The sequence below is a fragment of the Bacteroidota bacterium genome (assembly GCA_030017895.1).
Classification (GTDB): domain Bacteria; phylum Bacteroidota; class Ignavibacteria; order UBA10030; family BY39; genus JASEGV01.
In genome coordinates this window covers 39,424-55,956 of record JASEGV010000004.1, presented here as the reverse complement: position 1 = coordinate 55,956, position 16,533 = coordinate 39,424, and the positions used below count along the sequence as shown (strand labels likewise).

14 protein-coding genes are annotated in these 16,533 nt (G+C 38.3%); 1 reads left to right on the top strand and 13 read right to left on the bottom strand.

The window, feature by feature from the left end; all coding sequences use genetic code 11:
- Nucleotides 1-110 precede the first annotated feature (110 nt).
- A complete protein-coding gene (locus tag QME58_01715; GenBank protein MDI6802546.1) occupies nt 111-1,532 on the top strand; it encodes a sodium:solute symporter family protein in 1,422 nt (473 codons plus the stop codon).
- Nucleotide 1,533: 1 nt separating this feature from the next.
- Here QME58_01715 and QME58_01710 read toward each other — a convergent pair whose 3' ends face one another.
- From QME58_01710 to QME58_01650, 13 genes are all read right to left on the bottom strand, one after another.
- Nucleotides 1,534-1,860, bottom strand: a complete 327-nt coding sequence (locus QME58_01710) for a hypothetical protein (GenBank protein ID MDI6802545.1) — start codon at nt 1,858-1,860, stop codon at nt 1,534-1,536.
- Nucleotides 1,861-1,918: 58 nt separating this feature from the next.
- Nucleotides 1,919-2,962, bottom strand: coding sequence for a hypothetical protein (locus QME58_01705; protein MDI6802544.1), 1,044 nt, complete (start codon nt 2,960-2,962; stop codon nt 1,919-1,921).
- Between the two features lie 60 nt (nt 2,963-3,022).
- Nucleotides 3,023-3,697 carry an SOS response-associated peptidase gene (locus QME58_01700; GenBank protein MDI6802543.1) on the bottom strand — a complete coding sequence of 225 codons (675 nt, stop codon included), beginning with the start codon at nt 3,695-3,697 and terminating at the stop codon, nt 3,023-3,025.
- A gap of 13 nt (nt 3,698-3,710) precedes the next feature.
- Nucleotides 3,711-6,662 carry a PAS domain S-box protein gene (locus tag QME58_01695; protein ID MDI6802542.1) on the bottom strand — a complete coding sequence of 984 codons (2,952 nt, stop codon included), beginning with the start codon at nt 6,660-6,662 and terminating at the stop codon, nt 3,711-3,713.
- A gap of 16 nt (nt 6,663-6,678) precedes the next feature.
- Nucleotides 6,679-7,353, bottom strand: a complete 675-nt coding sequence (locus QME58_01690; GenBank protein MDI6802541.1) for a hypothetical protein — start codon at nt 7,351-7,353, stop codon at nt 6,679-6,681.
- Nucleotides 7,350-8,873, bottom strand: coding sequence for a glycosyltransferase family 2 protein (locus QME58_01685; GenBank protein MDI6802540.1), 1,524 nt, complete (start codon nt 8,871-8,873; stop codon nt 7,350-7,352). Before QME58_01685 ends, QME58_01690 begins: the two co-directional genes overlap by 4 nt.
- 35 nt (nt 8,874-8,908) lie before the next feature.
- Nucleotides 8,909-9,436, bottom strand: coding sequence for an LPS assembly lipoprotein LptE (lptE, locus tag QME58_01680; GenBank protein MDI6802539.1), 528 nt, complete (start codon nt 9,434-9,436; stop codon nt 8,909-8,911).
- Nucleotides 9,411-10,556 (bottom strand): sigma-54 dependent transcriptional regulator, encoded by a 1,146-nt coding sequence (locus QME58_01675; protein MDI6802538.1) that lies wholly within the window; start codon nt 10,554-10,556, stop codon nt 9,411-9,413. Before QME58_01675 ends, lptE begins: the two co-directional genes overlap by 26 nt.
- Nucleotides 10,550-11,293: an SPOR domain-containing protein gene (locus QME58_01670; protein MDI6802537.1), complete on the bottom strand. Its 744-nt coding sequence runs from the start codon at nt 11,291-11,293 to the stop codon at nt 10,550-10,552. The genes QME58_01675 and QME58_01670 overlap by 7 nt, the downstream gene beginning before the upstream one ends.
- A gap of 22 nt (nt 11,294-11,315) precedes the next feature.
- Complete coding sequence (gene miaB / locus QME58_01665; protein ID MDI6802536.1) at nt 11,316-12,683, bottom strand: tRNA (N6-isopentenyl adenosine(37)-C2)-methylthiotransferase MiaB; 1,368 nt, start codon at nt 12,681-12,683, stop codon at nt 11,316-11,318.
- 221 nt (nt 12,684-12,904) lie between these two features.
- Nucleotides 12,905-14,050, bottom strand: coding sequence for a cystathionine gamma-synthase (locus QME58_01660; protein MDI6802535.1), 1,146 nt, complete (start codon nt 14,048-14,050; stop codon nt 12,905-12,907).
- A complete protein-coding gene (locus tag QME58_01655) occupies nt 14,035-15,156 on the bottom strand; it encodes a calcium/sodium antiporter (protein MDI6802534.1) in 1,122 nt (373 codons plus the stop codon). The genes QME58_01660 and QME58_01655 overlap by 16 nt, the downstream gene beginning before the upstream one ends.
- Nucleotides 15,156-16,523: a cystathionine beta-synthase gene (locus tag QME58_01650; protein ID MDI6802533.1), complete on the bottom strand. Its 1,368-nt coding sequence runs from the start codon at nt 16,521-16,523 to the stop codon at nt 15,156-15,158. The genes QME58_01655 and QME58_01650 overlap by 1 nt, the downstream gene beginning before the upstream one ends.
- Between the last annotated feature and the right edge of the window lie 10 nt (nt 16,524-16,533).

The window sequence follows — 16,533 nt, the reverse complement described above, 5'->3', positions numbered from 1 at the left end:
GCGGAGAAGAAACAAATGCCGCTCACATTTGCTCTGATGAATCACTCTATTTACCCCCGAATAGAAATTCATTATGTGGCAGTTGAGCGGCAAATTATATTAATAATCTTATGATCACATTCCATTTACTGGATTACATAGTGGTAATTCTTTATTTTGCCGCTGTTGTTTTTATAGGTTTTGCATTCGCCCGTAAGACAAAAAAAGATGAAGTCGATTTTCTTTTAGCGGGACGCTCGTTAACACTCCCTCTGTTCGTAATGAGTTTGGTATCAACCTGGTATGGTGGAATACTTGGTGTCGGTGAGTTCTCATATCGTTACGGAATTTCAAACTGGTTTTTGCAGGGAGTTCCTTACTACTTTTTTGCTGCAATATTTGCAGCTTTTCTTGCAAAACGAATTCGGGAAACAAATTTGGTCTCGATTCCTGATCAACTTCATAAAGCGTACGGAAGGAAAACTGCTTTGCTTGGTTCGTTACTCACATTTATTTTGATGACACCAGCTCCTTATGTGTTGATGCTGAGTGTAATTTTTCAAATGATGTTCGGATGGACTTTTTTTACAAGCGTATTAGTTACTGCTGTTGTCGCTTTATCGTACCTCTACTTCGGTGGTTTCCGATCTGATATTTACACAGATGTTTTTGAGTTCATTGTTATGTTCATCGGCTTTGCCATAATTTTGCCTTTTGCTTTCTTAAAATTTGGAGGAGTTCAGTTTTTACAGGAAAATTTACCATCGTTGCATCTCGTATGGCACGGCGGACATAATCCGCAGTATATCGTAGTATGGTTTTTTATTGCTTTATGGACTCTCGTTGATCCGGCTTTTTACCAACGATGTTATGCAGCAAAGGATGGTAAAACTGCACAACGAGGTATATTTATTTCTATAATTTTTTGGTTTATCTTTGATATGATGACCTCGTTTACCGGAATGTATGCACGTGCAGCGCTTCCAAATCTTTCGCAACCGATTATGGCTTACCCGCAGTTGGCTGAATTAATTCTGCCACCGGCTGCCAAAGGACTCTTCTTTGCCGGGATGTTAGCAACAATGATGTCCACACTGAACACGCTCGGTCTTGTATCAGCCCAAACATTGGGAAGGGATATTTTCCTCAGATTAAAAAGCAACGAACGAATATCGAATATCGAATATCGAATATCGAATGATAATCTCGTTACTAAATACACCAGAATTGGTTTAGTAGTATCTTTTATATTTTCTGTTTTGATTGCTTTTGCTATACCAAGCGTCATCAAAATTTGGTACACTATAGGAACAGTAGTAATTCCAGGGCTTTTTGTTCCGTTGATTACAAGTTATTTTAAGAAATTAGAAATGAAGCCCGATTACGCTTTCTTCTCGATGCTGCTTGGTTGGTTAACATCGTTGGTGTGGTTGATTAGCGGGTATGTTGTAGCGGGCGGTCTGACTAAAAGTTATCCTTTGGGAATCGAGCCGATGTTTCCCGGCTTGTTAGTCTCGATAAGTGTTTGGTATCTTGGAAGAGTGAAGAAATAATTTAGAGCGGTCGGATTTCCCCGACTTCTTCAATTTCGATTGCGAAACCCTCTATCGATTTGGGAATTTTTAATTCGAGTTCTTCGGTGAAAACGTTTACTAACACTTTGATGCAGGGCGTATCGTTACATTCTCCGATAGCTGTTCCTACTACACCGGGAATCAGCATAAGTCGTGGAGTGTTTTCTTCTAAAACTTGTTCGATTGTTCTCATGCTTTTGTATTTATGTGATAGTGTAGTTTTTTGAGTTGTACAATCAAAGTTGATGATTGATATCGATACGATGAATGCGAATCCGCCTACGGCGAACAAATATTGAATTTTCATTTTGCCACCAAATAAATTGTAGAGACACGCCATCGCGTGCCTCTACTTAAGATAATTTTTATTGTGTAGCTATTGTTACACCAAACCTTTGCAGAACATCACTAATCGGGTTGCAAAATGTTGTCCCGTCGCTAGCCCCTGCAAATAAGAGCCCTACAGGATTTTTACCCGGATTAGTTACTACCAGTGAACCGCTGTCGCCCGATTTGCAGAACGATTTTGAAGTCATAAATTGATTTGAAAATCGTGCTATGCCGCTCGAGTAACTAACATTAATAGTTACGTTAACACCTGTAATTGTTCCGGTAGTTTGGCTTGTAGTTCTGCCAACTTTCATTATCGCCATACCGATAACAGCAGTTGCGAGAGTTGAACTTGGAGTTCCGTAGTATGCAACTAAAGTTGATACACCAACATTCGCTGTTGTTGTTGAGGCAATGGCGGCATCAATTACATTATTTGCAGATGTCGAAAAAGTGATTCGCTCAAAATCGGAAAGATTTCCTATGATGTCGGTTGTGCGTAGTGCACATCGTGGCTTGTTGTCGTAGCGACCAGGTTGAACAATTGCTTCTCCAATTTGTGCAACATTCTCACGGGCAATTACATGATTGTTAGTAAGAATGTATCGGACTCCATTTTTTTCGGTTGCACAGCCAAGTGTCCCGGCAGCACATTCATTTATATTTCCAATTGATACACCAATCGGAACAGGTCTCGTATAACGTTTTGTTAAAGCAAAAGCAGTTACTACGCCTATATTATCTACAATAACAGGAATTCCATCTATCGAACTTGGCAATCCTTTTGCTTTATCCGATTTTGTCAAAATCCTGATTGCGAATTTGCCATCAGCAGTTGTTGATGTGGCGGTTCCAATCACATCTTCCAACGAAAGTAGGCGGTCGGTATGCTTGTTTTGAACATCCATCACAGATTTAAGCTGTGCTGTTTGTTTGGAAAAATGAACGCTGCTTTGATCAGCGGTCGGTGATACAACAGTTTGTGTTTCCTTTTGACAGCCAACTATAATTAGGCTGAGTACGAGAAAAACTACAAGAACAAAAAGAGACACATTATTTTTTGTGAACAGATTGTACATAAAAAGTCTCCTATATTAATTAGTTAAGCTGATGTAATATATTAAACTTGAGACCAGTTGTCAAGTGGTTCTATAAATTGGTTCACAGCACATGGGGCTATCGTTGATAGGTGAGTTCACATATTTAGAGACTTCGTACGCAACCATTTCTTTCGCTGGGAAAGGTTTTAATAATTCAATGAGTTTGTTTTCGTCGAAATTGTTAGATTCAAGCCAATAATTTCTAAATTCCTTTGGTAAAATTACAGGCATTCGATTATGAATCGGTGAAATAAGCTCATTCGGGGTTGTAGTAATAATTGTGCAGGTTCTAATAAGTTTGCCCGCGGGTGTTTTCCATGCTTCCCACAATCCTGCAAAAGCAAATGGTTTTTCGTTTTTTAAGGAGATAAACATAGGTGCCTTTTCGCTTGCTGTTTTTTTCCACTCATAAAATCCATCAACAATTATTAAACAGCGTTTCTTCTTTAAGGCATTTTTGAAACTTACTTTCTGAGTTAAAGTTTCTGCTCTTGCGTTAATCATTTTATTTCCAATATTTTGGTCTTTTGCCCACGAAGGAATTAGTCCCCATCTGAATGAAACGAGCCGGGTTTTATTCTCATTTGTTATTACAGAAACATCTTGTGTCGGAGCGATATTATAACGAGGTAATATTTCGATTTCGGATTCTTCAATCGAGAACTCATCTTCAATCGCTTGAATTGTACTTTTAAGTGAAAAACGTCCGCACATATACACGTAATTTTTATAGTTTTAATATCTGATGTATGAAGTTCAGAAGTTGATATGCCTGAAATGGTTTCTGAATGAAACCACAAATACCTAAATTTTCGAGTTCAATTTTTTTCTCAATCTCAAGGAAGCCGGAAATAAAAATTAACTTAACATCCCCCCTCATTAATTTTAGTTGTTTGAATGTTTCTTCACCCCCCATTTTGGGCATCCCGATATCGCTGATAACTAAGTCGATTTCATTTTTTTGTTTTTGATAAATTTCTATAGCTTCTAATCCATTCGACGCAACGAGTACTTTATAGCCGGAGTCTGTCAGCATTTCGGTTAGCAACGATCGTAACATGTCTTCATCATCTATAACAAGAATTGTACGATGCCCATCATCTTTTTTAGATGGCGGACGCGATGGGGCTTCGGCAGGTGGCTCTACAATAATCGGAAGATAAATTGAGAATGTGGTTCCGTGCCCTACTTGACTTGTTACATCAATATAGCCGTTATGCTGTTTGATGATACGATAGACGATTGATAAACCTAAACCGGTCCCTTTACCTTGTTCTTTAGTGGTATAGAAGGGGTCGAAAATGCGATTTTGAATTGCTTCGTCTATTCCATGTCCAGTATCGCTGATATTTATTATCAAAAATTTTGAATTAACGGCGATGCCTAATTTATGTTTTATCTCATCGCAACTTAATTCGTTCACCGAAAAAATAAGATTTCCTCCATCGGGCATAGCATCGCGGGCATTAATTGCGATATTCATTAAAGTTTGTTGAATTAAGCTCTCGTCGCAATAAATTGTAGTTTTATTATCAGTATTTATCTCGACTTTAATATCGATATTTTTGGGGAGAGTATAAATTAAAATATTTTGTATATCTTGGATTAATTTGATAGGCGATAACGGTTGTAAGTTAATATCTTTGGCACGTGTAAAAAATAAAAGTTGTTTTACCACATTAACGGCACGGTCGGCGGAGTTCGAAATCATGCCGAGGTAGTCTTCTATTTCTTTATTATCTGTTTTAAGTTTCGCAAGTTCAACAGCTCCGACGATGATTCCTAAAATATTATTTATATCGTGTGCAATACCGCCAGAAAGGGTACCAAGGGCTTCAAGTTTTTGAGATTGAAACAATTGGAATTCGAGCTTTTTCTTCTCTTCTTCTTCCTTCAGCTTTTCGGTTATATCCCTTTGAACACCAAAATAGCCAAACACTTTTCCTTCTTCGTTTAACATAACAACGTATTGTCCGTCAATCCATATTTGCTCTCCGTTAAATTTTCGTTCTTGTGTAACAATTCTTAAATAACCCTTATCCAAAAATTCTCTCAGCCCCCTCTTACCATATTCAACGTCGTGTCGGTAAAGTTCATTTGTCGATAGCCCAATAAGTTCAGACTCGTCTTTAGCTCCATATTGTTCAAGCATAGCTTTGTTTGCCATAGTTATTTTCATGTTATTAAAAACAAAATCGAGCACTTTATCTATATCGATTGAATCGTTCCAAAAAAATTCTTCTCCTTCCGGAATCAACATAAAAAAGCAGCCGTCCATCGATGTGCGGAAAAATATTTCAAGCTGCATTTGTAATTTCTGCTGTAATGTATATGCAGTAATTTTTTCGGTTATGTCCCTCATTATACCTAAAATTTGTAGAGTATTTGAATTATTGGGAATCAGAACAGTGTTTGTTTCTACCTCTTTTACTTGCCCCGTTTTAGTGATAATTTGAAATCCGTATTTCGATGGAATAGTTTCACCACGCTGACGAGCTAATCGTCGGGCTTCAACAATAATTTTGCTTTTAGGAGTTAGCAATTGTGTAAAGTTGAAATATGGGTTGCAAATTTCATCCTGTTTGTAGCCCGTTATTTCTTCAAATTTGGGATTTACATATATGAATGATTCGTTCGTTATTAGATATATAGCGTCGTTGGCGTTGGTAACTAATGTCTTATAAATTTCTTCCTTCTTTTGAAGTTCAATTTCAGTTTGTATTCGTTCGGTAACATCCAATGCTACACCGATTACACCAATAATTTCACCTTGAACATTTTTAAGAGGTTCAACCGAGGATTGTAAATATCTACCATTCCATACAATATCATAATCCGATTTTATTCCTTCTAATGCCTTGAGATGATATTTTATCGCAGAGAAATCGGGGTCGTCGGTTTTAAAATAATCGAAAAGAGTAGAACCTACCACTTGGTTTTTTTCTAACCCTAATTTTTTTAAAGCTAAACCTGTTGAAGATGTAAATTCTAAGTTTTTATTAACAGTCCAAATTGTTGCTGGTAATTGCTCGCTGATTACTGAAAAATGAGTTACGAATTCGTGTATCGCTTTTTCAGCAACTTTTCTCTCAGATATATCTCGAACAATTGCTTGAATCATGCATTCGTTGTTGACCTCTACCTTATTTAAAGAGACTTCAACATCGAAAGGGGTGCCGTTTAATTTAATATGCTGCCATTCGAACCTTTGTGGCATACCGGCTAAAGCGGCATTAATTTTTTCTAATGCCGATTCTTTTGAATCCCTTCCGTCAGGTTGCCAAAGCGGTGAAAATTTATATGGAGGTTGTCCTATTATTTCTTCCCGTTTGCAGCCAAACATCTCTAAAGTTTTCTGATTGCAATCAATAAAAGTTTCTCCCTTCATTAAAAAAATTGCATCGTTAGCTGATTCAAAAAGAGTTTTGTATCTGATGGCGCAGATAGCTAATTCGTGGCATGTCTCTCTAACGTTTTTGTAATATTTTATGACCAAAAAAATACATATAAAAACTATTATGCTTGAAAAGAATGCAGCAGCGAGATGAGTGTTATGGAGGAAAGATTCAAAAGGACTCAATAAATAAGTTAATACCAATTGAATGAAAAATATTACAGGAACCCCCAAATACCAGATGGAGCTTTTAAATTTCGGAAAAGCCTTCATAAATGGTTTCATATTGATTCACATAATTTTATGACTTGAATTTAAGTTTTTCTTCTAGGATTAAAATATTTTTCTCGAAAAAATTTTTTTGCTTCGGTCGCTGAATAATTAAAGCACGGTACATTTTAATTGCTTCCAGGTATTCTCCCTGTTTTGTGTAAATATCAGCAAGCGTAACACTCACTATTTCCGGTAACGTTCTATTGAGTTCGTTATTCGTCAATTCATCTTGGGCAGTTTCACCTGTGGATGTTTCTACTTTCGGGGGTTCGATGTTATAATTCGGTTCAAAATTTGTAATGGCTGGTTCAGGTTGAACTGTATCATCTTTCAATAACTTTTGTAATTCATCGATAGTCGGGGCTGATAAAATCTCGAAAGCTTCTAATCGTTTTTTTTCTCCATTCGTTGAAATGATTTGTTGCCAATTTGAAATCAAGTTTTTAGTGAGGGGAGAATCGGGTTGCAGCGAAAGCGCTTTCTCGCCACATAGTACTGCTGCTTCATATTGGCGTAAAGCAGCATAGCCTCTTCCTAAAATCAAATACGAGGTAGAATGTTTAGGGTATCGCTTGATAGATTCTATACAAAGCTTAAAAACCTCGTCAATTCGAAATCGTGCAACATATAAACTTGCAAGGCGTACCGCCAGAGCGGAAGATGGAAATTGTTTCAGCCGGTCTTGTAATTGAAAAATATTCATTCCGCATTAATATTATGATTTATTCCGACAACCTCATTATTAATTTTTAGAGCTTGTAAATTAGTTTTACGTGCAAGCCAGGCATGCTTCAACGATAAAAATGCGACTAACCCATATCCCATCGAAAATAACAATTGAAACGGAACTGCTGCAATTTCTAAAAAATAAAAAGACATCATTACGCCGCCGAAGCAATAGAGTGCAAGAGCAGCTTCAATAAAAACCGTGTAACCGATTTTTACCGGCGTATATTTTTTGCCTGCCCACGATTCTTTTTTGTCGGTGATGCGGTATTTAGGAGTTCGGACAAATTCCGATTTTTTATTTAGCAAACCTTCGATAACAGCTTTAGTATTATTTACTGCAAAACCCATGCTGCCAGCCATAAATAGGGGGAATAAAAATATCCGCCGCTGCCAATCGGGATATATATCTTTTTGTGAGTAAAGATAAAACAAGAATGAACTTAAAAATGCAAACACAAAAAGCGCCATAATCGCGAAATAATTTTCGTAACCACCCTGATGTTTAATGAAGATTAGAGGAACATTTAAAATGCCAGCCAACATTATGAACGGGTAAACAATATTGCTACTAAGATGAAAAAAAGAATGTATTTTTTTTGACAGAGGCAAATCCGATTTCCAGACTTTTGGTAAAATTTTCTTGCCTGTCTCGATAGCGCCCTTTGTCCATCTGAATTGCTGCGATTTTAATGCATTGATTTCGGATGGTAACTCAGCGGGTGAAGTTACATTTTTTAGAAACTTAAATTTCCAACCCTTAAGTTGTGCGCGGTAACTTAAATCTAAATCTTCGGTTAATGTATCTGCTTCCCAGTTACCTGCATCGATGATACATTCTTTCCGCCAAATACCCCCGGTTCCGTTAAAATTTATGAAAAAACCAGCTTTGTTTCGAACATTCTGTTCGATTACGAAATGTCCGTCTAATGCCATTGCTTGTACGCGCGTCAGCATTGAGTAGTCGCTATTCAAGTGTTCCCAACGCGTTTGCACCATCCCGATTTTAGGATCGTTCAAGAAGTAGGGGAGTGTTTTCAAAAGAAAATCAGGTTTCGGAATAAAGTCGGCATCGAATATTGCAACGTATTCACCGCGGGCAACTGCTAAACCTTCTTTTAAAGCGCCAGCTTTGTATCCCTGCCTGTTTTTTCTGTGGATATGTTGGATATTAAAACCCTTTGCCTGGAATTTATTAACAACGGCAGCAACAACAGCAACAGTGTCATCGGTTGAATCGTCGAGGACCTGGATTTCAAAATTTTCGGGGAGGTAAGCCATGTTACAAGTTGCTTCGATAACCCGTTCTGCAACGTATCGCTCGTTGTAAAGGGGTAATTGAATTGTAACAAAAGGGAACTCGTTCAGTTCGGGAAGTTTGTCTTCCAATTTGTTTTTGTGTTTTAAATATTGATATATCATTACAAAACCACTCGAACCAAACATAAATAATAAAGTGAGTGATAAGAAATATGAAACCATTATAAAATCAGCCATTTGTACTTTTTAAATCCTTTAAATGTTAGTGTTGTTTACCAGTTTGCTACTGTTTCAAGTAAAATATCTTCTGTTAATTTATCAATAGTCGATTGTATAGCCGACTGTCGAGCTTCTGGTCCTGTTGTAGCATCGTATTCAGTCCAGTTTGAAATCTGCTTATCATAGATTATCCGTTTTAATTTCATATCAGTAAACACCGCTTTAACAGTGATAGTAATTTTCCATAAAGTTACTGTTTCGCCTGCTGCAATTACCGAGGGATTATTTTGAACTGTAATTATAGTGCATTCTAACATTGAATCCGATACACGGGTTTCGGTTAATTCGAAACTGTTATCTTGTATAAATTTTTCGATCGTTTTGTTTGTAAAATCTTCACGTAAACCTGCCTCGCCGAAACCGCTTTGGTCGTCGAAAAGGGGAATAGCTATCGATTTTAAATGCGGCGGAACCGACCCACCTTTGAACGAATAACATCCGGATAGAAAGTTAAAAATAATAACCAGAATCAAGGCGATTACAATATTTCTTAAATTATTTACCATTAAGACCAAATTCATGAATTTTTCTGTATAATGTTCGTTCGCTGATGTTAAGTTTCTTTGCAGCCAAACGACGGTTTCCGTGATATTTTTGCAATATTTTAATGATATATCGTTTATCCATTTCATCCAATGTGAGGTCTTCGCCATAGGATGAGTTGTTCGTTTCTAAATATGATTCAGGAACAGTGGGTTTGGATTCAGCATAATTGTTGATAAACTGTTTAATATCTACAACGTCGTTTTTAATTTCGAGTAAGGCACGGTAAATCAGCTCCCGTTCGACTTGTTCGGATGTTTTATGTGTGTGTACCGGCAAGTTCCGTTGTGGTTGTACAAATTCGATTTGATAATCTTGATAGGTGTTAAGTTGTTTCCGTACGTCATCGGCTTCAATGAGATTTCCTTTATTGATCACGAACAAACTTTCAATTGTGTTTTTAAGCTCTCGCACGTTTCCATCCCAGCGGTAGTTTATCAAAACTTCAATCGCATCCTTCGAAAAACCTTCGATGTGTATGTTATTTCGTTCAGCGAAATTCTTAATAAAATATTCTATAAAAAGAGGAATATCTTGCTTACGGTCTCTTAAAGGAGGGATGCTTATATTTATCGAACGCAATCGGAAGTACAAGTCTTTTCGGAAACCGTTTTCCCGAACGCCATTTTCTAAATTCTGGTTCGTAGCAGCAATAATCCGAACATCTACCTTGCGTGTAATATTCGAGCCGACGCGCATGAATTCGCCGTTCTCAAGAACTCTCAGAAATTTTGCCTGAGTACTTAATGGAAGTTCGCCAATCTCGTCTAAAAAAATTGTCCCGCCATCAGCAATTTCAAAATAACCTTTTCTCGTTTCTCCGGCTCCTGTGAACGATCCTTTTTCGTGTCCGAATAATTCGCTCTCGATAATACCTTCGGGAATTGCGCCGCAATTTACAGTAATCATAGGTTTGTGTGAACGCAAACTTGAAGTATGCAGTGCTTTTGCAATTACTTCTTTACCGACGCCGCTTTCACCTGTGATTAAAACTGTAATCTCGGTTGGTGCAACCTGCTTTATGATGTGTTTAATCTCTTGTATCGCAAACGAATTGCCGATGATGCCTAATGTATTTTTGAATTCTTCGTTCAATATCTTTGTACAGTGATTGCTTCGATGTTATATTTTTGTTTGATGTCGAAGGCAAGTTTTACTGCCTCTTCTACCGTTTGAAAAATTCCGACCCACACTAAGAAAAGTTTCTTCCCGGCTCTCACTCTGTTTGCAATTTCCACATCATAATTTAAATTAATGAAATATGATCTCAACTTTTCAGCATTCTCCAAAGTTGAAAAAGCGCCTACCTGGATTGTGTAAGTCCTCACTAAAATGGTTTCGGCAGGAGTTTGTTTGGGCTCGGTTAGTGTAGGAATTGCAGCCGGTTGAGCAGCAGGAGTTGGTATTGTAGCTTTCGCAGGTTCCGAAATCTTATCCGACGACTTCCCAGATAAATAAGGCGAATCAGGATAATTTTTCCGTAATTGAGCAAGTTTTAATTCGGCGGTGCGATATAAGCCAACCGCATAGTAGTATTGATAAGTGTTGTAAAGTGCATCGTCAGCCCAATCGCTTTTCGGAAAATTATCTAAAATTGTCTGATACAACTTTACTGCTTCGGTGCCATCCTCTGCTAACCGCCCCTGCAAGTACAAAACACCCGGATGGTTTATTGATGAGGAAATTAACGATGCCGATTCTGTTAATACGCGGTCGGTTTCGCCCTGCTCAATAAGTTTAATAAATTTTAATACCTGTTCGTCAACTGACTGTGAGAAGCCCATCTGTGAACCCAAGACCAGACTCATAATAATTATTTTCACTAAATTTTTCATTTAAGTCTCCAGAAATTATTAATTAAATTTTGCCTGCACGACCCTGCCCATTCCGTAGGTGGGCGATAGGCTGATTTCCAAACAGAGTGGCTGAACTGACATGGGAGATTTGCACTTCTGTATATTCGCCGATGTCGTGCCCGTTTTTTGGGAAAACTACTTTTTTATTTCTGTCGGTTCTGCCTTTTAATTCGTCTTTTGTTTTTTTGCTGTAATCTTCGATAAGTACTTTGACCTTCTGACCGATTAACTGTGTATTGTTAGTCAAAGAAATTTTATTTTGCAGTTCGATAATTTCGTTCAAGCGGCGGATTTTTTCTTCCTGCGGAACATCATCAGACACCGAGAAAGCTTTTGTATTTTCGCGAGGTGAATATGCGAACATAAACGCCCCGTCAAATTTTACTTCTTTTAAAAGTTCGATTGTCCGTTGATGATCGGCTTCCGTCTCGCTTGGATATCCGGCAATAATATCTGTGGAAAGCGACACTTGAGGTATGCGATTTTTAATTTTGCTGATTAGTTTATAGTAGTAGTCGGAGTCGTGATTGCGATTCATTAAATTTAAAATTCTATCCGACCCCGATTGAACAGGTAGATGAATATATTTGGCAATGTTCGGTTCATTCGCGATTGTGTCTATAAGCTTGTCGGACATATCCTGTGGATGAGATGTTGTAAAAAGAATCCGGATATTTCTATCTACTTGCGATGTATTTTGTATCAAGTCTGCAAAATCGAAACTGCCGTCGGAGTATGAGTTAACATTTTGTCCTAACAGAGTAATTTCTTTGTAACCGGTGCGGGCGAGGTTTTCTACTTCGCTGATAATGTTTTGCAGCGGTCGGCTTCGCTCTCTGCCTCGTGTGAAAGGGACGACGCAGAACGAACAAAATTTATCGCAGCCACGCATCACGGAAATCCACGCACTGATTCCGCTTTTTCGCAGCGGAGCAATGTCGTCGTAGTTTTCAACTCGCGAGAGTTTAACGGCAATACCTTTTTCACCATGCCAAGCTCTGCTGACTAAATCGGGTAACTTGCGGTATTCATCGGGTCCGACTACAATATCGGTGATGCTATAGTTGTTGAAATTAAATTTTTCGTCTGTGAATAATTTAGTGCGAAACTTTTCAGCCATGCATCCTAAAACACCAACCACTACATCGGGGTTATTTGTTTTGTGGCGTTTGAATTCACCGAGCCTTCCGATAATACGCTCTTCTGCATTTTCGCGGACGCTGCATGTGTTTACTAAAATAACATCCGCCGATGATATATCTTCGGTTATTTCGTATCCTTCTTTTTTTAAGATGCTAAGAACAACTTCTGAATCGGCTACATTCATCTGGCAGCCGTATGTTTCGATATAAGCCTTTTTTCCTATCATTTAGAGATTTTTTAAAAATTTCAAATCAAATATACACATTGACTGACAAAAAGACAAATCGAAATCCTGTTTAAACAAACAGATAAAATAATTAGATGACATTTCGGCAGGGGTCTGTAATTTCAAATTCTCGAAGGGTTGTCCTACGGGATTGTTCTACGAACCGTTTCTGCTCCTACGGACTCGTAATTGAATCTACAATCCACAATCTAAAATCAAATCTACTTCATCGCATTTTTCAAATCTTCAATGATATCATTCACGTCTTCAAGTCCCACTGAAATTCTAACCAAGCCATCAGTTACGCCGATCTTCTTGCGCTGTTCGGGTGGGATGGATGCATGAGTCATTGAAGCAGGGTGAGAAATAAGAGATTCGACTCCGCCTAAACTTTCGGCAAGTGCACATACACGAACTTTCTTCAAAAATTTTTTCGCAGCATCTAAACTTCCTAAATCGAAGGCAATCATTCCTCCAAAATTTTTCATCTGCTTCTTCGCTAAATTGTATTGAGGATGCGAGGGGAGTCCGGGATAATAAACTTGCTTAACCTGTTTCTGTTTTGCCAACCATTGCGCAACTTGCATAGCGGCTTTACCGTGATGTTCCATTCTGACTGCAAGTGTTTTAGTTCCGCGCAAGCACAACCACGAATCGAACGGACTTAGAATTCCGCCAATAGCTTTTTGGAAGAAGCGTAAACGTTCTGCAATTTTTTTGTTGCTTGTTACTACTATCCCGCCAATCATATCGCTGTGTCCGTTGAGATATTTAGTAAGACTGTGCATCACGATATCGATTCCGTAATTTAGCGGCTGCTGTAAATATGGTGTTGCAAAAGTATTATCTACAACAGAAAGTACACCTTCGGTTTTGGCTAATTTTGCAATTGCAGCAATATCGGTAATTTCCATCGTCGGATTAGTGGGAGTTTCGATAAAAATCATTTTTGTATTTTGCTTTAACGCCTTTTTTACATTTGTAAGATCTGTAGTATCAACAAAGTCGAATTCAAGCCGCCAATCTTCCCATATCGTTTTTGCGATTCTGTAAGTGCCGCCATAAACATTATGCGAAACAATTACATGATCGCCCATCTTTAAAAGTCTAAATATCGAATCAATGGCAACCATACCTGAGCCGAAAGCCATTCCCTCAGCCCCGTTTTCGAGTGCAGCAATGTTTTGCTCGAGGGCAGTTCGTGTTGGATTTGAGACGCGCGAGTACTCGTAACCTTTGTGTTTACCTAATTCTTCCTGCACATAAGTTGATGTTAAATAAACGGGTGTCATCACGGCGCCGGTTGTTGGGTCGGGTTCCTGACCGGCGTGGATTGCTTTCGTTGAAAATCCTACTTTCTTTTCCATATTTCCCTTTCGTTTATTGAAATTTTAATTTTTCTCTTTAATTCTCTGTAACTAACAATGACGAGTGTAATGGCAGTGATTGGGATAATAAAAAACAACATCACATCACTGAAAGCCCACAGCATATCGTGTTGGGTTGCTTCCAGGATTAAGTATAAAATATAGGCGATATAATAGCCAAAGAATACAGCACCTTCCCATCGTGAAATAGAGTTGCCTGTAAAAAATATTGGCAGACAAGCTATGGCAACTGCTATCATTATAGGTATATCAAAATTTAATGCGGCGGGTGAAACTGAAATTCCGTTAGGTGCGACTATACTTGTCAGCCCAAGAACGGATAGAATGTTGAAGATGTTGCTGCCAACGACGTTACCTACAGCTATATCTTTTTCGCCCTTTATTGCCGCAACTACGGATGTAGCCACTTCCGGTAAGGATGTGCCCGCCGCAACTATAGTTAAACCAATTACTAATTCACTTATACCAAAATATTTTGCCAACTCTACTGCACCCTCTACAAGAAAGTTCGATCCTAAAATCAGAAGAGCTCCTCCAAATAGAATTAAAAATATTTGAAGAATAAGCGGACTTTGTTTTTTGTTTTTTTCTATTCCGAATTCCTTCTCATACTCTTCTCTAGTCGCTTTGCTTTCTTTCCGACTTTGGCGTATAGAAAATACTGTGTAAACGATAACGATAAAAAATAATATAATACCATCTGTTCGGTTGATCTTCCCGTCTAATGAGAGTATCCAAGCTAAAACAGAAATTCCTATCATTAGTGGGACATCGATTTTAATCAATTGTTGCTTGACTATAAGAGGAGTAATTATAGCCGAGATGCCTAATATCAGAAGTATATTAAATATGTTGCTACCTATGACAGTGCCAAGAATGAGATCTGGCCGGTCGATGTAAGCAGAGTGAATGCCAACGGCAAGTTCGGGGGCGCTTGTTCCGTAAGCAACAACAGTTAAACCGATTACAAGAGGTGAAACTCCAACTAGTGTTGCAATCCTCGATGCGCCTCTTACTAATAGATCGGCTCCGATTATTAATAATACGAGTCCTAATAAAAATAATATAAGAGTGAACAGGTCCATTATCTCGACATATATTCAATCACATCATAACGGGTAACGATGCCAGCGATTTTTTTATTCTCTTCAATGATGACTGCTGAGTTCTTCTTTGTTAATAATTCGACTGCGTGTTCAATGGGCGCTTCGATTCCGATGATCGGGTATGTCGGTTTCATAATTTGGCTAACAGGTTTATCGAGGAGAGTCGAATTTTCGAGAACTGCCGACATTAAATCGCCATCGTCGATGCTTCCTACCGATTTTCCTTTGTCGATTACTGGAATCTGAGAAATATCGAATTGTTTAATCAGGTCAAATGCGTGTTGCACAGTTGCAGATGAATCGACAGAAATCAGGTGTGGCAGGTTTTTGGCTTTTCCTTGAATCACATAGCGCATTGTAACTTTTTCGGGAATCAGGAAACTGTGCTCGCGCATCCAGTTGTCGTTGTACATTTTGCTGAGATAACGCTCGCCGGTATCGGGTATAAGGACGACAATTATTTGTTTTTCGTTCAGGCGTTCTGCGATTTTTAGTGCAGCAGCTAATGCAGTTCCAGAAGACCCGCCAGAAAAGATTCCTTCCTCACGAGCTAAACGTCTTCCAATTGTAAAAGCTTCTTTATCCGTTACCTCGATTACTTCATCAACATAATCGAGATGCAACGTTCCCGGAATCCAGTCCAAACCAATCCCTTCAACCTTGTATGGTTTAAAGGTATCCGGATTTTTTTTTGTTTCCAGAAAATCCCTCAATATCGATCCGGTTGGATCGGCAACGATGTTTTTTATTTTTGGATTTTTCTCTTTTAAATATTTCCCAACTCCACTGATTGTACCCCCTGTTCCTACCCCAGCGACAAAGTAATCGATTTGCCCGTCGGTCTGTTCCCATATTTCCGGTCCTGTTGTTTTGTAATGTGCTTCAGGATTTTTTTGATTGTAAAATTGGTTTGCTAAAATTGAATTCGGAGTTTCGCGAACGATACGTTTTGCTACTTCTGTATAACTTTCGGGTGATTCGTGAGCGACTGCGGTTGGAGTAATAATTACTTCGGCGCCAAAAGCCCGCAATAATTGAACTTTCTCGTTACTCATTTTGTCAGGGATTGTAAAGATACACTTATAATTTTTAACGGCTGCTGCAAGTGCAAGTCCAACACCAGTATTACCCGATGTAGCTTCAACGATTGTTCCACCTGGTCGAAGCCTGCCATCACGCTCTGCATCCTCTATTATCTCAATTCCGATTCTGTCTTTCACAGAACCGCCGGGATTAAAGAATTCTAACTTAAGAAAAATTTGTGGTTTATAACCCTTCGAAATTTTATTTAATTTTACGATAGGTGTGTTACCAATTGTTTTTAAAATGTTTTCTTTGATATCCATTTGTTTTTAA